This is a genomic window from Hyphomonas sp. CACIAM 19H1 (assembly GCF_003325995.1).
In the GTDB taxonomy this organism is placed as follows: Bacteria; Pseudomonadota; Alphaproteobacteria; order Caulobacterales; family Hyphomonadaceae; genus Hyphomonas; species Hyphomonas polymorpha.
The window spans coordinates 3,856,820-3,874,491 of record NZ_CP016437.1 but is presented as its reverse complement, the minus strand read 5'-3'; the positions used below and the strand labels follow the sequence as shown (position 1 = coordinate 3,874,491).

The 17,672-nt window shown below is 62.3% G+C and carries 17 protein-coding genes; 8 read left to right on the top strand and 9 right to left on the bottom strand.

Translation table 11 applies throughout. The annotated features are described in order from the left end of the window. The first annotated feature begins 8 nt into the window (after window positions 1–8). From leuS to holA, 3 genes are read left to right on the top strand one after another with little or no spacing between them, the layout of a single operon-like run. Window positions 9–2,576 carry a leucine--tRNA ligase gene (gene leuS / locus BBF93_RS18295; RefSeq protein ID WP_114106815.1) on the top strand — a complete coding sequence of 856 codons (2,568 nt, stop codon included), beginning with the start codon at window positions 9–11 and terminating at the stop codon, window positions 2,574–2,576. Next, the gene (locus BBF93_RS18290) at window positions 2,573–3,046 is read left to right on the top strand and encodes an LPS assembly lipoprotein LptE (RefSeq protein ID WP_035597372.1); all 474 of its coding nucleotides are present in this window, start codon (window positions 2,573–2,575) and stop codon (window positions 3,044–3,046) included. The genes leuS and BBF93_RS18290 overlap by 4 nt, the downstream gene beginning before the upstream one ends. Next, window positions 3,046–4,077: a DNA polymerase III subunit delta gene (gene holA, locus BBF93_RS18285; protein ID WP_114106814.1), complete on the top strand. Its 1,032-nt coding sequence runs from the start codon at window positions 3,046–3,048 to the stop codon at window positions 4,075–4,077. Before BBF93_RS18290 ends, holA begins: the two co-directional genes overlap by 1 nt. Before the next feature lie 20 nt (window positions 4,078–4,097). Here the strand turns inward: holA and BBF93_RS18280 are convergent, their stop codons facing one another. The 9 genes from BBF93_RS18280 to hemE all read right to left on the bottom strand — a co-directional run bounded on the left by BBF93_RS18280 (window position 4,098) and on the right by hemE (window position 13,785). Continuing rightward, complete coding sequence (locus BBF93_RS18280; protein WP_035597365.1) at window positions 4,098–5,081, bottom strand: ParB/RepB/Spo0J family partition protein; 984 nt, start codon at window positions 5,079–5,081, stop codon at window positions 4,098–4,100. Further along, window positions 5,078–5,884 (bottom strand): ParA family protein, encoded by an 807-nt coding sequence (locus tag BBF93_RS18275; RefSeq protein ID WP_035597362.1) that lies wholly within the window; start codon window positions 5,882–5,884, stop codon window positions 5,078–5,080. The genes BBF93_RS18280 and BBF93_RS18275 overlap by 4 nt, the downstream gene beginning before the upstream one ends. Continuing rightward, window positions 5,877–6,500: a 16S rRNA (guanine(527)-N(7))-methyltransferase RsmG gene (gene rsmG / locus BBF93_RS18270; RefSeq protein ID WP_114106813.1), complete on the bottom strand. Its 624-nt coding sequence runs from the start codon at window positions 6,498–6,500 to the stop codon at window positions 5,877–5,879. Before rsmG ends, BBF93_RS18275 begins: the two co-directional genes overlap by 8 nt. Before the next feature lie 2 nt (window positions 6,501–6,502). Next, window positions 6,503–8,368: a tRNA uridine-5-carboxymethylaminomethyl(34) synthesis enzyme MnmG gene (mnmG, locus tag BBF93_RS18265; RefSeq protein ID WP_114106812.1), complete on the bottom strand. Its 1,866-nt coding sequence runs from the start codon at window positions 8,366–8,368 to the stop codon at window positions 6,503–6,505. Window positions 8,369–8,432: 64 nt separating this feature from the next. Beyond that, window positions 8,433–9,758 carry a tRNA uridine-5-carboxymethylaminomethyl(34) synthesis GTPase MnmE gene (gene mnmE, locus BBF93_RS18260; protein WP_114106811.1) on the bottom strand — a complete coding sequence of 442 codons (1,326 nt, stop codon included), beginning with the start codon at window positions 9,756–9,758 and terminating at the stop codon, window positions 8,433–8,435. A 13-nt stretch (window positions 9,759–9,771) separates the two neighbouring features. After that, window positions 9,772–11,061 carry a transcription termination factor Rho gene (gene rho / locus BBF93_RS18255; protein ID WP_035597351.1) on the bottom strand — a complete coding sequence of 430 codons (1,290 nt, stop codon included), beginning with the start codon at window positions 11,059–11,061 and terminating at the stop codon, window positions 9,772–9,774. A 142-nt stretch (window positions 11,062–11,203) separates the two neighbouring features. Continuing rightward, the gene (locus BBF93_RS18250; protein ID WP_035597348.1) at window positions 11,204–11,647 is read right to left on the bottom strand and encodes a CopD family protein; all 444 of its coding nucleotides are present in this window, start codon (window positions 11,645–11,647) and stop codon (window positions 11,204–11,206) included. A gap of 14 nt (window positions 11,648–11,661) precedes the next feature. After that, window positions 11,662–12,735 carry a ferrochelatase gene (gene hemH / locus BBF93_RS18245; protein WP_114106810.1) on the bottom strand — a complete coding sequence of 358 codons (1,074 nt, stop codon included), beginning with the start codon at window positions 12,733–12,735 and terminating at the stop codon, window positions 11,662–11,664. Between the two features lie 15 nt (window positions 12,736–12,750). Then, a complete protein-coding gene (hemE, locus tag BBF93_RS18240) occupies window positions 12,751–13,785 on the bottom strand; it encodes a uroporphyrinogen decarboxylase (protein WP_035597342.1) in 1,035 nt (344 codons plus the stop codon). Between the two features lie 341 nt (window positions 13,786–14,126). Here hemE and BBF93_RS18235 point away from each other — a divergent pair, with 341 nt between their 5' ends. From BBF93_RS18235 to dnaQ, 5 genes are read left to right on the top strand one after another with little or no spacing between them, the layout of a single operon-like run. Next, entirely contained in the window at window positions 14,127–14,969 is an 843-nt protein-coding gene (locus tag BBF93_RS18235) for a pyruvate, water dikinase regulatory protein (protein ID WP_035597597.1), read from the top strand. Beyond that, complete coding sequence (locus tag BBF93_RS18230) at window positions 14,966–15,562, top strand: Maf family protein (RefSeq protein ID WP_035597339.1); 597 nt, start codon at window positions 14,966–14,968, stop codon at window positions 15,560–15,562. The genes BBF93_RS18235 and BBF93_RS18230 overlap by 4 nt, the downstream gene beginning before the upstream one ends. Next, a complete protein-coding gene (gene aroE, locus BBF93_RS18225; protein WP_035597335.1) occupies window positions 15,559–16,371 on the top strand; it encodes a shikimate dehydrogenase in 813 nt (270 codons plus the stop codon). Before BBF93_RS18230 ends, aroE begins: the two co-directional genes overlap by 4 nt. Further along, on the top strand, window positions 16,368–16,976 hold the full coding sequence (gene coaE / locus BBF93_RS18220) for a dephospho-CoA kinase (RefSeq protein WP_035597332.1): 609 nt from the start codon (window positions 16,368–16,370) through the stop codon (window positions 16,974–16,976). Before aroE ends, coaE begins: the two co-directional genes overlap by 4 nt. After that, complete coding sequence (dnaQ, locus tag BBF93_RS18215; RefSeq protein ID WP_051612474.1) at window positions 16,973–17,671, top strand: DNA polymerase III subunit epsilon; 699 nt, start codon at window positions 16,973–16,975, stop codon at window positions 17,669–17,671. Before coaE ends, dnaQ begins: the two co-directional genes overlap by 4 nt. The last annotated feature ends 1 nt before the right edge of the window (window position 17,672 follow it).

The window sequence follows — 17,672 nt, the reverse complement described above, 5'->3', positions numbered from 1 at the left end:
AGCCCAGGATGGCCACCCGTTATGATCCGCAGAGCGCGGAGCCCCGCTGGCGTGAAGCCTGGGAGACGGCAGACATTTTCCGGACGAAGACGCCGCAGGAGGCGCCCGGCGCGCCCAAGGCGTTCGTGCTGGAGATGTTCCCCTACCCTTCCGGGCGTCTGCATATGGGCCATGTGCGCAACTATGCGATGGGCGATGTGGTGGCCCGTCACAAGCGCGCCAAGGGTTATAACGTGCTCCACCCGATGGGGTGGGATGCGTTTGGCATGCCGGCCGAGAACGCCGCGATGGAACGCAAGGTTCATCCCGGTAAATGGACGTATGCCAACATTGAGTCGATGAAGGCACAGTTCCGCAAGCTCGGCCTCTCACTCGACTGGAGCCGCGAGTTTGCGACCTGCGACCCGGACTATTACGGCGCCCAGCAGGCCCTGTTCCTGAAACTGATGGAAAAGGGTCTGGTCTATCGCAAGGCCTCGAAGGTGAACTGGGACCCGGTGGACAATACCGTGCTCGCCAATGAGCAGGTGATCGACGGGCGCGGCTGGCGCTCCGGCGCCCTGGTCGAGCAGCGCGAGCTGACCCAATGGTTCTTCAAGATCACGGCGTATGCCGATGATCTGCTCGAAGCGGTTCAGAAGCTGGAGCGCTGGCCGGAAAAGGTCCGCACGATGCAGGCCAACTGGATTGGCCGGTCCGAAGGGCTGGAGATGACGTTTGCCTTTGAGGGGGCGGCGCCTGCCGGCTTTGAAGACGGCATCACCGTTTTCACCACACGCCCGGACACGCTGTTTGGCGCGAGCTTTGTCGCGCTCTCCCCGGATCACCCGCTGACGATCCAGCTGGCGGAAAAGTCTGACGCGCTGAAAGCCTTCCGCGCGAAATGCGCGCAGGTGGGCACCAGCGAGGAGGCGATCGAGAAGGCCGAGAAGCTGGGCTTCGATACCGGCCTGACGGTTGCCCATCCGTTCGAGCCCGGACGGACGGTTCCGGTCTGGGTCGCGAACTTCGTACTGATGGGATATGGCACCGGCGCCATCTTCGGCTGCCCGGCGCATGACCAGCGCGATCTCGATTTTGCCCGCAAGTTCGGGCTGAACGTCTATCCGGTGGTGCTGCCGCCGGATGCGGACGCGGCCACCTTTGAGGTCGGCACCGAGGCGTATACCGGAACCGGACATATATATAAGTCAGGCTTCCTCGACGGACTTTCCATTGACGACGCCAAGCGCGCGGCGATTGCGAAGATCGAAGAAACCGGCCAGGGCGAAGGCAAGGTGAATTATCGCCTGCGTGATTGGGGCGTGTCTCGCCAGCGCTATTGGGGCTGCCCCATTCCGGTGATCCATTGCGACGATTGCGGGGTTGTGGGCGTTCCGCAGGCGGACCTTCCCGTGCGCTTGCCTGAAGACGTGACCTTTGACGTGCCCGGCAATCCGCTGGACCGCCACCCAACCTGGAAGCATGTGAACTGCCCGAAATGCGGCAAGCCGGCGCGCCGCGAAACCGATACGCTGGACACTTTCGTCGACAGCTCCTGGTATTACGCGCGCTTTGCCAGCGCGGCCGATCCGGCCGAGCGCGCCTACTGGCTGCCCGTGGACCAGTATATCGGCGGGGTGGAACATGCTGTTCTGCACCTTCTCTATTCCCGCTTCTTTGCCCGCGCGATGCGGGATGTGGGCGAACTTGATCTGCCTACGGGCGAACCGTTTGCCGGCCTCTTCACGCAAGGCATGGTAACGCACGAGACCTACAAGTCCGAGGCCGGAACATGGCTGGAACCCTCCGCCGTCGAGCGGAAAGATGGCAAGGTCTTCGAGATTGCCACCGGGCAGCCGGTGAAGGTCGGCGCCATCGAGAAGATGTCGAAATCGAAGAAGAACACGGTCGACCCTGACGCGATTGTGGCCACCTATGGGGCGGATGTGGCGCGCTGGTTCGTGCTGTCCGACTCTCCGCCCGAGCGGGATGTGGAGTGGACCCAGTCTGGCGCCGAAGGCGCCGCGCGTTTTGTTCAGCGGGTCTGGTCCTTCGTCGGCGCCCTGCCAGAGACGGGCCCCTTCCCTGCCCCCGGCAGTGATGACGCCTCAACCGCGCTGCGCAAGGCAAGCCACAAGGCGGTCGCCGGCATCGACAAGGCCATCGAGGAGTTCCGCTTCAACTCCGCCATCGCTACCGTGCATGAATGGGTGAACACGCTGAAGAAGGCCGAGAGCGACCCCGCAACAGTTGGGGCGCGGGCCGAAGGGGCCGACATGCTGGCTCGCTGTCTCGTTCCGTTCATGCCGCACCTGGCCGAAGCCTGCTGGGAGCGCCTCGGCAATCCGGGCCTTGTTTCACAGGCAAGCTGGCCGGAAGTTGATGGCTCACTGGTGGTCGATGATACGGTGACGCTGGCGGTTCAGGTGAACGGAAAGCGCCGCGCCGAAATCGTAGTGGCAAAGGATATGGCCAGTGATGCCGTCGAAGCGGCGGCCAAAGCCTTGCCTGAAGTGGCCACCTTTATCGAAGGCAAGAGCGTGAAGAAAACGATTGTTGTGCCCGGCCGGATTGTGAATATCGTGGTCGCATGAAGCGTCTTCTTGCCCCTCTTCTGCTCCTGGCCACTGGTGCGTGTGGCTTTCAGCCGGTCTATGCGCCGGTCAACGGGCAGTATGCCGAATCTGGCCTCATCTCTGTTTCGCCCATTGAGGGCCGCGAGGGGCACATGCTGCGCCGGGCTCTGCAGGAGGAGCTCGCCGTCGGCATGCCGGGGCTCACAGAACCGGTTACGCTGACAGTCAATCTGCAGAGCGATCTCACGCGGTTGGCCTTGCTGCCGGATGGCGCGGCGTCCCGTTCAAGCATCATGGCGAGCGGCAGCTACCGCCTTGAAGGCGAGAATGTACGGGTTACGGGACGGTCCGAAGTCGAAACCGGGTTCCTTGTGCCGGACTCTCCCTATGGTGATATTGCCGCGCAGACCGACGCGGGCGATCGCGCAATGCGGGTTCTGGCCAAACAGATCGCCGATGACATCCGTTTGAAGTTTGCGAGCCCCTGATGTTGCACAAGGGACGCGCGGCGGAAGGTTTCGCCCGGCGGCCTGATCCGGAAGTCTGGGCCGTGCTTGCCTTCAGCGAGGATGAAGGGTTGTCCTTCGATGCCGGCCAGGCACTCATCGCCAGCTGGGGTGGCAAGCAGGGCATGGATGTAACCGTGCTGGATGATGACACTATCAAGAAAGAACCCGCCCTTCTGTTCGATGCGCTGGAAGCGGTCTCGCTTCTGGGCGACGCCCGCGCCGTTCGGGTTCGCACAAGTGGCGACAAGATCGCCGCTTTGCTGGCCGAAGCCATCGAAGCGGGCGACAAGGATCCGGGGCGCTTTGCCGCCAAGCTCGTGATCGAAGCGGGGAGCCTCCCGGCGCGGTCAAAACTCCGCGCAGCGGCCGAAAGCGCCAAACGCGCCGCCTGCCTGCAGCTCTTCGCCGAAGAGGAAGCCGATGTGGCGAGCCGGGTGAAGACCGCCCTGCTGGCCGAAGGAGCAGTAATAGACCCCCCTGCCCTCGACGCTTTCGTCGGTGATTTGCCAGGAAACCGGGGGCTTGCGAATTCAGAAATCGAAAAGCTCGCCCTCTACGCGCGCGGGCTCGGCCGTCCGTTGACCCTTGAAGATGTGCGCGCGCTTTCGGCGACGGATGTGAAACAGGCGATTTCCGGCATCGTGGCCGCGGCGCTCGACGGCCGGCCGGGCGAAGCGCAGACCGCTTTCGACAAGCTTTCCGAGAACGGAACGAGCGGCATCTCCATCCTCCGCTCCCTTCAGATGGAAGTGCTCCGGATGCTGAGCGCTCATGAAAAGATTGCCGGGGGGGATGGAAACCCCGGAAAGTATCTGCGCCCGCCGGTCTGGCCAAATGAATGGCCGGCCTTTCGCGCGCGCCTTGGCAAATGGCCGGCGCGCCGCCTGATGCGGGTGATGGAACGCATCCATGATGCCGAGCGGCAGACCAAGCTGGCCGGGCCGACGGGGGACCCCGTGATCCGTCTGCTGATTAACGATCTGGCAAGGGCTGCCGAAAACGTTCGTTAACGGATTATTCAGCCGGGCGATTACTCCGGCGCGCGGCGCTTGGCCGTCAGCCGGCGGCACACTTCATCGAGCTGTTCCAGATCGCGATACTTGATGCGGATCTCGCCGCCATTCTTGCCATGGCGAATATCGACATCCAGGCCCAGCGTGCGGCTGATGTCCGCTTCGAGGGCTTCGGTGTTTATGTCCTTCACCTGCGGGGTGAGGCTGTCCATCGACTTGGTTTCGATCGGGGCGTTGCTGCGGGCTTCTCTCGCGCGCGCCTCAACCTCACGAACGCTAAGGCCCTTCTCCACCGCGATCTCGATCAGCGCTTCAGGATCCGGCGAACCGAGCGCGGCGCGAGCATGGCCGGCACTGATGCGGCCTTCACGGACATGGGTGCGCGCGCCATCGGGAAGCTGAAGCAGCCGAAGCGTGTTGGTGATATGGGCGCGGCTTTTGCCGACGCTGGAGGCAAGGCTCTCCTGTGTCCGGCCAAAGCGCTTCATCAGCGCCTCATAGGCTTCGGCCTCTTCAATCGGATTGAGGTCGGACCGCTGGACGTTTTCGATGATGCCGATCTCGAGCAGTTCGAGTTCATCGACATTGCGGACGACCGCGGGAATGGAAGTAAGCCCCGCCATCCGCGCCGCGCGCCAGCGGCGTTCGCCGGCGATGATCTGATACTTGCCCTCTTCCTTCGGATCCGGGCGGACCAAGATCGCCTGAAGCACACCTTTGGCTTTCAGCGAGTCGGCGAGTTCCCGGAGGTTCTCCTCGGTGAACGTCCGGCGCGGCTGAGCCGGATTGCGCCGGATATGGTCGATGGCAATTTCGGTTGCGCCGCCCTGGCTGCCGGCTGGAGCGCCGGTTGCTGACGAGGCTGTTTCGCCCGAAGCAGCAGGCGCAGAGGGTTGGGCGGTGGGCCGGACATTCATCGCCTCCACTTCGCCGATCAGGGCCGAGAGACCCCGGCCAAGCCGGCTGGGTCGACCGCGATTGTCTTCTGCCGGGTCGCTCATGCCGCCCTCGCCTTTTCACGCTGCAGCACTTCAGAAGCGAGACGGATATAGGCCTCGCTGCCGGGGCAACGATAATCATAGAGCAGCGCAGGCTTGCCGAAGGATGGCGCCTCCGACAGGCGGACGTTACGCGGAATGACGGTGTTGTAGACCTTCGAGCCGAAGAAAGCGCGGACCTCATTGGCCACCTGGTCCGACAGGCTGTTGCGGCGGTCATACATGGTGAGCACCACGCCCTGGATTTCGAGCGTCGGATTGAGGCCGGAGCGAACTACCTCGACGGTGCGCAGAAGCTGGGTCAGACCTTCCAGCGCGAGGAATTCGCACTGGAGCGGCACCAGCAGCGCGTCCGAAGCCGTCATGGCATTGACCGTGAGCGCCGAAAGCGAAGGCGGGCAATCGATCAGCACATAGTCATACTTAACCAGTCCGCCCTGTTCGACCCGGTCGATATAGGAGTGCAGCGACTCCTTCAGCCGGTATGACCGGTGGGCATCCCCAGCGAGCTCGGTTTCGACCCCGGAAAGGTTCTCGTCGCCCGGAACGATGTCGAGGCGCGGAACGATGGTTGAGAGGACAGCCTCCTCGAGCGGCACACGGTCGACCACCAGATCATAGGAGGTCATCAGGCGCTCGGCACGTGAAATGCCAAGGCCGGTGGACGCATTACCCTGAGCATCGAAATCGACGATCAGGACGCGGCGGCCGACGGCGGCGAGCGCGGTCCCGAGATTGATGGAGGTCGTCGTCTTGCCGACACCCCCTTTCTGATTCACCACAGCGAAGATTCTCGGCCTAGTCATGACGACGTAAGACCTCCCTGACAATCAAAATGACGCCTGACCCACCACTGCGACTTGGAATCGCTTCATAAGCGAAATTCCACCTTTGGCGGGCTTCAGTCAATTCTTCTTTCCAGCGTTCGCCCTTCGGGAAAACCCCCGTTGCGCCTTTTCGGAGCCAGGGAGACGCGTATTCCAGAAGTTGTGGCATTGGCGCAAAGGCCCGCGCGGTGACGATCTCCGCCTTGCTCGGCGGCGCTGCCTCGATCCGGCCCTGATAGACAGACGCGTTCAGGCCCGCCGCCTCGATGGCCGCGCGGAGGAAGGCGCATTTCTTGCCGACGGATTCCATCATTGTGACATGAGCTTTCGGGCGCGCTGCCGCGATGACGAGCCCGGGAAAGCCAGCGCCCGATCCGAGATCCACAATGCGGGCCGTTTCCGGAATGTGATCCAGAAGCTGCCAGGAGTCGCCGACATGGCGCGTCCAGATCTGAGGCCACTCCTTCGGACCGATCAGATTTGACTTCTGCCGCCAGACATCGAGTTCCGAAATGATCCGGTCGAGCCGATTCAATGTTTCACGTGAAACATCGTTGGCGGCCAGAAAGGCCGCGCGGTCATCATGCGCGCTCATTTTCACCCCGCTTTGCGGATGCGGCGGACGTGTCCGAGTAGCGCCGTCAGCGCCCCCGGTGTGACGCCTTCGATCCTGGCGGCCTGACCAAGTGTGCCTGGGCGGACCGCTTTCAGTTTCTGGCGCACTTCGTTCGAGAGGCCGCCAATCTGATCATAGTCGAGATCACCCGGAAGGCTCAGCGCCTCATCCCGGCGGAGCGCGGCCACGTCCTCGGCCTGGCGATCGAGATAGGCAGAATAAAGCGCTTCAATCTCGATCTGCGCAACAATTTCGGCGGGCACTTCGGAAAGCTCAGGCCAGACGGCAATCAGACGAGAGAAGCCGATGTCCTTATAGGAGAGATATTCCCAGGCAGAGCGGACGCGGCCATCCTGATTGACCGTCCACCCATTCCGCGCGGCAGCCGCCGGACTGAGATTGAGACTTTTCAGAAGATTCCGGGCCGATTCCAGCGCCCGATGTTTCACGTGAAACATTGCGGCGCGTTTCTCGCCCACGACACCCGCTTCGATGCCTTTTCCGGTGAGACGCTGATCGGCATTGTCCGCCCGGAGCGCCAGGCGGTATTCGGCCCGCGAGGTGAACATCCGATAGGGCTCGGTCACACCGCGGGTCACCAGGTCGTCGATCAGAACGCCGATATAGGCTTCCGCGCGGTCGAAGATGATGGGGTCTTTCCCGACAGCGGCGCGCGCGGCGTTGAGGCCGGCCATTAGCCCCTGGGCGCCGGCCTCTTCATATCCCGTCGTCCCATTGATCTGTCCGGCGAGATACAGGCCGGGCATCTGTTTGACTTCCAGCGCGGGGCTGAGCGCGCGTGGATCGACATAATCATATTCGATGGCATAGGCGTGCTGGAGGATGGCAACATCCTCGAGACCCGGAATCGTACGGATGAACTTCTCCTGGACCTCTTCGGGAAGCGAGGTGGAGATGCCGTTCGGATAGACGGTGTGATCATCGAGGCCTTCGGGCTCCAGAAACACCTGATGCCGGTCGCGGTCGCCGAACCGGTTCACCTTGTCTTCGATCGAGGGGCAATAGCGCGGACCGCGTCCGGAAATGGCGCCGGAATAGACCGCCGACTCTTCCATATGCGCTTCGATGATCGAATGGGTTTCCGGTGTCGTCCAGGTGATGCCGCATTGAACCTGCGGGACGGTGATTTCCGAATTGAGGAAGGAGAACGGGATCGGCTGCTCATCGGCTGGCTGCATCTCGAGCCGGTCCCAATGGATGGTACGGCCATCCAGGCGGGCCGGGGTTCCGGTCTTGAGGCGGCCCATCGGAAGGCCAATGGCATAGAGCCGGTCGGACAAGCCAAGGGCAGGCGCTTCGCCAATCCGGCCCGCGGGAATGCGTTTGGCACCGATATGAATGACGCCCTTGAGGAAGGTACCCGTGGTGATGACGACCCTGGCCGCCGGATAGCGTTTGCCGGTGAGGCCAATCACGCCGCAGACCTTGCCGTCCTCGACGATCAGATCTTCAGCGCCGTCTTCGATGAGGGTGAGGTTGGGATAGTCAGCGAGCTCGGCCTGCATCGCCTCGCGGTAAAGCTTCCGGTCGATCTGCGAGCGGGGGCCCCAGACGGCGGGGCCTTTGGACCGGTTGAGCATCCGGAACTGGATGCCGGCCTTGTCAGCCATACGTCCCATGACGCCGTCGAGCGCATCGATCTCTCGAACGAGGTGACCCTTGCCGAGACCACCGATCGCGGGGTTGCAGCTCATCTCGCCAATGGTGGAGAGCTTGTGGGTGATGAGCGCCGTGCGCGCGCCAAAGCGGGCAGAGGCCGCCGCCGCTTCGCAGCCGGCATGGCCGCCGCCAATCACAATCACGTCGAAATCCGGGAAGTCCGGCATTAACCAACCCTTAAGCGCTGCTTGAGGCGGCTATATAACGCCGGGCGCCCTCAAACCCTAGGGGTCATTTTCCGATGCAGAACTTGGAGAACACGGCCCCGAGAACGTCTTCCACATCGACCTTGCCGATGACGGAAGAAAGCTGGCGCAGCGCCATGCGGACATCTTCGGCGGCAAGCTCGGCGCCAATATCCTGGGCGAGGGCTTCCCGGGCGGAGACCAGGCTGGCAAGACCGGCGGCGAGTTTTTCCCGGTGCCGCGCGCGGGTGATGACCGGGGCTTCAACCGAAGCGGCGCGCTGGGAGACAAAACCGGCAATCCAGGATTCGAGCGTATCAATGCCTTCGCCGGTGACCGCCGACACAGGCAGCGCGCCATCCGGCGCGAGAATGGCTGGCCGGGCATCGGCCTTGTTGAAGACGACAATATCTTGCGCCTCGATGGGGCCGGGGGGAGGGGAGGGGGCCGCGCCATCTATCACATGAATGCGGAGGTCCGCTTCGGCCGCTGCCCGGCGCGCGCGGCGCACGCCTTCCGCCTCGACCACGTCTTCGGTCTCGCGCAGGCCCGCCGTGTCCGCAATCCAGACGACCTGTCCGCCGAGGATGATCCTCACCTCGACAATGTCGCGCGTCGTGCCGGCGATGTCGGTGACGATGGCGGCTTCCCGCCGGGCCAGGCGGTTGAGGATGGAGGACTTGCCGGCATTAGGCGGGCCGACGATTGCAATCCGGAACCCGTCCCGGATGCGTTCACCGACGCCCCGGTCCCCGAGCCCCGTCTCTATTTCCGCGATCACCTTGGCGAGCCGTTCGAGGATTGGCCGGACGGTGTCTTCCGGCACGTCTCCCTCATCGGGAAAGTCGATCATCACCTCGATGAGGGCGAGGGCGCCGGTCAGTTCCTCGCGCCAGGTATCATATATTTCGGTGAGACCGCCGCCGAGCTGGCGAAGGGCCTGGGATTTCTGCGCGGTGGTTTCGGCCTCGATAATGTCAGCGACGCCTTCGGCCTCGGTAAGATCCAGTTTACCATTTTCAAAGGCCCGGCGCGTGAACTCTCCGGGTTCAGCCAGGCGTATTCCGGACACGGACGTCAGCGCACGGAGGGCATGATCGATGACTGCCGGCCCGCCATGCAGGTAGAGCTCCAGCGTGTCTTCACCGGTATAGGAGTGCGGCGCCCTGGCGTGGAGCGCGATCCCCTGGTCGATCAACTCGCCGGATGTGTCATATATATATGTGAGGGACGCGCGCTTCGGCTCCGGCAGACCGGACGCGAGAAACCGCTTTCCAACCTCGGCAACTGCGGGGCCGGAAATTCGGATGATGGCAATGGCCGACGGCGGAGGGCCTGAGGCGAGCGCACAGATTGTATCTTGCGCGCCCATCGCGCCAGGCTCCCTAGTTCTTCATCGCTTCGAAGAATTCTTCGTTGGTCTTCGTCTGCTTCAACTTGTCGAGCAGGAACTCGACCGCATCGGTCGTGCCCATTGGGCCAAGGATGCGGCGCAGGATGTAGATCTTCGAAAGCTGGTCCTGCGGCGTGATGAGTTCTTCTTTCCGCGTGCCCGACTTCATGATGTCGATGGCCGGGAAGGTGCGCTTGTCGGCAATCTTCCGGTCGAGGACGACTTCGGAGTTACCGGTGCCCTTGAACTCTTCGAAGATAACCTCGTCCATACGGCTGCCGGTATCGATCAGGGCGGTGGCGACGATCGTCAGCGAACCGCCATTCTCGACATTCCGCGCCGCGCCGAAGAAACGCTTCGGGCGTTGAAGGGCGTTGGCGTCCACACCGCCGGTGAGCACCTTGCCGGAGGAAGGAACGGTAGTGTTGTACGCCCGGCCAAGGCGTGTGATCGAGTCGAGCAGGATGACGACATCGCGCTTGTGTTCGACAAGGCGTTTGGCTTTCTCGATGACCATCTCGGCCACCTGGACGTGGCGGGTCGCCGGCTCGTCGAAGGTGGAGGCAACAACCTCTCCCTTCACGGTGCGGCGCATGTCGGTCACCTCTTCCGGGCGCTCATCAATCAGCAGAACGATGAGATAGCATTCGGGATGGTTCTCTTCGATGGCGGCCGCGATGTTCTGCATCAGAACGGTCTTACCCGTGCGCGGCGGGGCGACGATCAGGGCGCGCTGGCCTTTGCCGATGGGCGCGACGATATCGATGACGCGGCCCGAGCGGTCTTTCTTGGTCGGATCGCGGCTCTCCATCTTGAGGCGCTTTTCCGGATAGAGCGGGGTGAGGTTGTCGAAGTGGACCTTCTTGTTGGCCTTTTCCGGCTCCTCGAAATTGATGCGGCTCACATCGGTCAGCGCGAAGTAACGCTCGCTGTCCTGCGGGGCGACGATCGGACCTTCGACGGTGTCGCCGGTGCGGATGTTGGCTTTCTTCAGCACTTCCGGGCTGACATAAATGTCGTCCGGGCCGGGCAGGTAGTTTGATTCCGGTGAGCGGAGGAAACCGAACCCGTCGGTGAGCACTTCCAGCACGCCCTGACCGGTGATCTCGACTTCGCTGTCTGCCAGTTCCTTGAGGATGGCGAACAGCATGTCCTGCGTCCGCATCGAGGAAGCGTTCTCGATCTCGAGCTCCTCGGCATAAGCGAGGAGTTCTTCAGGCGACTTCGCCTTGAGTTCGCGCAGAGTCACACTGGTAAGGTTGTCGAGCATCGTGGAAGCCATTCGGGCAGTATCCGGACTGGAAAAGTCAAAAGGGGAGGGGCCGGGCGAATATACATCGCGGCGCCAAAGGACTTGGCGGGCCAGCCCGTGCCTTATCCGTCACAAACCCGCCGCCCGTCAAGCGATTGTGGCCGTGGCCCGCTCAGAAAGGCTTAACGATCACCAGGATCACAACGCCGATCATCAGCAGGAAAGGCACCTCGTTCATCATCCGCAGGGTCTTGGCCTGAACGGTGCCGGTCACCCGATCAACTTTCTTGCCTAGGCCGATGAAGTAGCCATGCAGACCGGAAATGATCAGCACGAGCAGAAGTTTCGCGTGAAACCATCCCTCGAGATAAAGCTGCCCGCCGCGTTGCCAGTCGACATAGACCATCGCGAGGCCGAAAAGCCATACGAGGACGAGGCTGGGATTGAGGATGATCATCCGGAGCTGGCCGGAGGATTTCTTCATCGTTTCGAAGAGGGCTTCCCCGGGCTGGCTGGAGAGCTGGTGGATCTTGTAGCGCGGATAGACCAGCAGGCCCGCCATCAGCGCGATGACGAACACCACGTGCCCGGCCTTCAGCCAGTTATAGAGGTCCATATCTGCGCTCCCCGTTAAACAGCGTTTTCCGTGATACGGACGCCGGCTTTCTGTTTCCTTTCCGCATGGGGACACCCGCTCCAGCCGGAAGGGCAGAGGCGGTCACCGGCGCAGGAGCGGATAACTGCCTTCATTGAGAGCGCCTGGGTCACTTCGCCCGCCATGGTGGCGATAAAGCCGGGATGGGTGCCCAGCGCCTCGACCCGGGTATAGCTTGCCGCGCCGTGTTTCTCGGCCACCAAGCGGTATTCCTCGCCAAGCTCCACCAGCGTTTCGATATGCTCAGACACAAAGGCGATAGGCGCGATCAGGATATTTCCGCCCTGATCGGAAATCCGGGCGATCTCTTCTTCGGTGGCCGGTCCAATCCATTTCATCGGGCCAACACGGGACTGGTAACAAACGCTGACTTCCCAATGGGCAGGCACGCGCCCGGCCACCATTTCAGCCAGCGCCTCGCACTGCCACTGATACGGGTCGCCCGCTTTGATCACACTTTCCGGCAGGCCATGGGCCGAAAGGAGAAGCTTTACCTGGTCAGGCCGGCCAGCCCGTTCCCAGGCTTCCATGATCCGGTCGACATGCGCGGAAACGAAATTTTCCTCGAAAGGATAGCAGCAGACCGTGCGGCTCTGGCCCTTGTACGCCTTGTTCCAGGCGGTGAGGGAAGATCCCGTCGTGGTGGTGGAGAATTGGGGGTAAAGGGGCAGGAGCACGACTTCATCGGCGCCCCATTTCTGAACTTCAGCCGCCGCTTCCTCGGTGAAGGGATGCCAATAGCGCATGGCGATGAAGCAGCGGACCTCATCCCCCGGAAGCCGCATTGCCAGTTCTGCCTCAAGCGCAGCGGACTGTTTCTTCGTCTCGCCGAGCAGGGGAGAACCGCCGCCGGCATCCATCAGGGCATAGTTTTGCTTCACCATAGGGGCGCGCCGGGAAGAAATTATCCTGGCAACCAGCCATCTGATCGGAAGAGGTGCCCGGATGATGGCCGGATCGCGGAATAGATTTTTCAGGAAGGGCTGAACATCGTCGCCAGTATCCGGGCCACCCAGGTTGAACAGCACAACAGCGATCCGGCGGCCCATCTCGGCCCTCACTTTCTATTCGGTTCTGATCAGTTCCAACACGCGTTCGACATGCGCAATCGGGGTCTCGGGGCGGATGCCATGACCGAGATTGAAGATATGGGGCCGGCCCCGGTAGGCGTCCAGCAATTGCCGGACCCGTGCGTCAAGTCGCCCACCCCCTTCGATCAGCAGCAGGGGATCGAGATGGCCCTGAACCGGAAAGCCTGCCGGCAGCTCGGCATTGATGAAAGCTGGGGAGGCCGCCGTGTCCAGGCCAACGGCCGTCACTCCGGTTTCGCGCACATATTCGGGTAGCATGACGCCCGCGCCGCGCGGAAAGCCGATCACTGGCACCGTAATGCCGATCTCCCGAAGCCGGGCGACCAGCTTCCTGGTCGGTTGGATGACCACTTCGCGGAAGATGTTGTCGGGCAGGCCCTCGGCCCAGCTGTCGAACAGCATCAGCGCGTCGGCCCCCGCCTCAACTTGGCGGGAGAGATAATATGCGGTCGCTTCGGTGACCTGATCCATCACTGCGGCCAGGTCCTCCGGCCGGCCGTGGGCCCAGCGCCAGGCGGTGGACTTGTCGGTCTTCCCCCGGCCCTCAACGGCATAGAGGCTGACCGTCCAGGGAGAACCGGCAAATCCGATCAGCGTGGTGGAGGGGGGCAGGGACGCCTTCACGCGGGAAACGGTTTCATAAACAGGCGCAAGCCGGTCAGCCGCCTTCTGGGGCGTCACCATTCCCAGATCAGACGGGCCGGATATCTGTTCGACCAGGGGGCCTTCTCCCTTCTCGAAAGCCACTTTCAGACCCATCGCATCCAGGATGAGCAGGATGTCTGCGAAGAGGATTGCCCCGTCCATGCCATACCGGCGGATGGGTTGAAGGGTGGCTTCGGTGGCAAGAGAAGGCGTGTAGCAGAAGTCGAGGAAGTCTTTCGCCCTCGCTCTCGTCTCCAGATATTCGGGCAGGTGGCGCCCAGCCTGACGCATCATCCATACCGGAGGAACTTTCACAGTCTCGCCTGACAGCACAGCCAGCAATTTCTTAACGGACGTTGCCACGCAGTCCCCTTCCCGATCTCATCTAAATGCCCGTCAGGGCGCTTATGATTATAACCCCGAGGGATTCAGGGATAACCTGTCTGTTAACGCTTTATCCCGTCAAATCCACAGGCGAGTCACAGATTGGTCCGCGACGCTTTGGCGTTTCAAATCCGAAATGAGTCAATGGTTAACAGGGTGTAAACGTCCGTGTTGGAATCACAGAGGAGAACGCAGCGTGACTCTCCAGAGGTGAGAATCCTGCAATTGTGAGTCGCCTGTGAATCCGTGTGTGTGATTTGAAATTCCACATGGGAGTCACACCCCTTGTGAAATCGCCGCCAGACCGGCAAGAGACTTTCGTGACCCAGCCTCAACGCCCCAGCATCTATTTCAATGTGCATCTCGTGTCCGACAGTACGGGCGAGACGCTCAACGCCATCCAGCGCGCGGCCTGCGCCCAGTTCGAGAATGTGCAGCCGCTGGAACACAACTATTATCTGGTTCGCTCCGAACGTCAGCTTGAAAGAGTGATGAAGGAGATCGAGGCGGCTCCCGGCGTGGTGTGGTATACTATCTCAGATGGCGCCCTGCGCGGCCGGTTGGAAGCCTTCTGCCGTGAGCGGAGCATTCCGACCCTGCCGGTGCTGGACCCGTCCATCGCCATGCTGAGCCGCCATCTGGGCGTGGCGCCGAATAACCGGGTCGCCGGTCAGCACGCGCTGGACGAAGACTATTTCGAGCGGATGGAAGCCATCAACTTCACTCTGGCCCATGATGATGGGCAGAATGTGGAAAGCCTGATCGGCGCCGACGTTATCCTCCTGGGGGTCAGCCGTACCTCGAAGACGCCAACCTGCGTGTATCTGGCTAACCGGAAAGTGAGGGCAGGGAACATCCCGCTGGTGCCCGGCGTGCCGCTGCCGGAGTTCATGGAAAAGCTCGGCGACAAGGGCCCGCTGGTAGTGGGCCTCAAGATCTCCGCCGAACGCCTCGTGCAGATCCGCCGCCAGCGCCTCATCTCGTTGAACCAGGATGAGATCACCGAATACGCCGATGAAGAAGCCGTGCGCGACGAGATCACCCAGGCCAATCGCCTGTTTCAGCGCAATGGCTGGAAAACGATCGATGTCTCCCGCCGCTCCGTGGAAGAGACCGCCGCGGGCATTCTCAACATGCTGCATGAACGCTGGGGACATTCATGAGCCTGGCCGTCACGCTTGCTTCCACCAGCAAGAGCCGGCGCGCGCTGCTTGCTGCTGCTGGCGTCGAGGCAGAGAGCGCGGCGCCGAATGTGGATGAGGAAGCCTTCCGCAACACCATGCGCGCCAACAAGCTGCCCGTGCGCGAACAGGCCATGCAGCTGGCCGAACTCAAGGCGATGCGCGTGTCTTCCAAACGCTCTGGCCTGGTGATTGGCGGCGATCAGATGCTTGCCCTTGGCGACCAGGCCTTTGATAAACCGGCTGATCTGGAAGCGGCAAAAAATCACCTGCGCCAGCTTTCGGGGAAATCCCATACGCTGGAAACCGCTATTGTGGTCTGTGAAGATGGCGCGCCGGTATGGCGCCACCTTGCCCGGCCGAAACTGACCATGCGCCCGCTCACGGAAGAATATATCGAGAATTATGTCTCGACCTGTGGCGACGCGCTTCTCTCGACTGTGGGGGCTTACCAGCTCGAGGGTCTGGGCGCGCAGCTGTTTGCGCGGATCGAGGGAGATTATTTCTCCATTCTCGGCCTGCCGCTGCTGCCGCTCCTGGATTACCTCCGTATCCGGAAAGTGCTCCCTACATGACACATCTTCTCGGCGTAGTGGGTGATCCCATCGCCCATTCACTCTCGCCCTTCATTCACAATGGATGGCTGCGTGCCCACCAGATCGATGCGGTCTATTCCGCGTTCGAGGTGAAGGCCGGTGAACTTGCTGCCGGGCTGGACGGTCTCGCCCGTCAAGGTGTGATTGGCCTCAACGTCACCCTTCCGCACAAGGAAGAAGCCCTCCGCCTCTCTGCCTCGGTCAGCGAAACGGCGCAGCGGCTCGGCGCGGTGAATTTTCTTGTCCGCCGAGACAATGGCTGGATCGGGGATAATACAGACGCGGGCGGGTTCGGCCTCACGCTGGACTATGGTGATATAGATGTCTCCGGCCGCACGGTATTTCTGCTCGGGGCAGGGGGCTCGGCGCGCGCCGTGGCATCGGTGCTGACCGAGCGCGGCGCAAAGCTGACCCTCTGTAACCGGACCGTCGACCGGGCAGAAGTCCTGAAGCGGGATCTGGCGCCTGGCGCGCGCGTCCTCTCGCTGGAAGAAGGCTTGCGCCAGCTTCCCTCTGCCGCCCTCGTCGTCAACACACTCAGCCTGGGTCATTCGGGCGAAAAGCTGGAGCTGCCAGAAGCGGCCGGCGGCATTTTCTATGACATCAGCTATGGCAAGGGCGCGGCCGCCGCGCTGGCCGAAGCCAAGACCAAAGGCTGGCGCACGCTGGACGGGCTCGGCATGCTGGTTGCCCAGGCAGCCATCAGCTTTGATCACTGGTTCGGCATCATGCCGGACATGGCCGAAGCTCATGCCCGCTGCCGCAAACTTGTGGAGGCCACTTCATGATCATCCTCGGGCTGACCGGTTCAATCGGCATGGGCAAGTCTGCCACGGCGAGCCTTTTCCGGGATGGCGGCGTGCCGGTCTATGATGCCGACGCGGCCGTTCATGCGCTCTATGCGGAAGGCGGCGCAGCGGTGGCCCCGATTGAGGAAGCCTTTCCCGGCGTCGCCGAAAAGGGCGCCATCGACCGGCAGAAGTTGCGCGCCCGCGTGCTGGATGATGCCGCCGCGATGAAGCGGCTGGAAGGCATCGTCCATCCCCTCGCCGGAGAAGCCCAGCTCGATTTCCGCCGCCGCGCCAAGGAGCAGGGGTCGCCCTTCGCCGTGCTGGATATTCCGCTGCTGTTTGAAACCGGCGGAAACCGGCATTGCACCTACACGCTGGTGGTCACCGCGCCGGCCGATGTGCAGCGGGCCCGCGTGCTCGCCCGGCCGGGTATGACGGAAGAGGCGTTCGAGGCCATTCTCGCGCGCCAGATGCCGGACGCCGACAAGCGCGCCCGCGCCGACTTTATCCTGTCGACAGCCCATGGTTTCGACTTTGCACGCGACCAGGTCCGCGCCATCATTGCCCTGATGCAGCGAATCGCATCGGGAGAGGCGCCATGACTGACCGTATCCGCGAAATCGCGTTCGATACTGAAACCACCGGCCTCAATCCGAATGAGGGCGACCGGATCATCGAGATCGGCGCGGTCGAGATGATCAATCACATCCCGACGGGCAAGACGTTCCGCCGCCTGATCAATCCCGGCAAACCGGTGTCGGAAGCCACGATCCGCATCACCGGCATCACGGATGATCACCTGCGCGACAAGCCGCCGTTCGAGCATCCAGACATTATAGAGGCCTTCCTAGACTTTCTGGGCGACGCCACCATCGTGGCGCACAATGCCAGCTTCGACCGCGGCTTTCTGAATATGGAATTGCAGCGCTGCGGGCGGGACATCATTCCGGAGGCGCGCTGGGTCGATACGGTGCAGATTGCGCGCAAACGCTATCCCGGCGCCCCGGCCAGCCTGGACGCGCTCTGCAAGCGCTTTGACATTTCCCTTGAAAGCCGCACCTTTCACGGCGCGCTGCTCGATAGCCAGCTTCTGGCGAGCGTCTATCTGGAACTGCTAGGCGGGCGGGCTCGCGCCTTTGCGTTCGAACCGGCCTTTGACAGCAGCAACTACAAGCGCCCCGCCGCGCAACAGCGGCCAGAGCCGCTGGGATCTCTGATCACCGAGGCAGAGCGCGCCGCCCATGCCGCGCTTGTGGAAAAGCTTGGGCCGGACGCGCTCTGGAAGGCGTATACCTGAC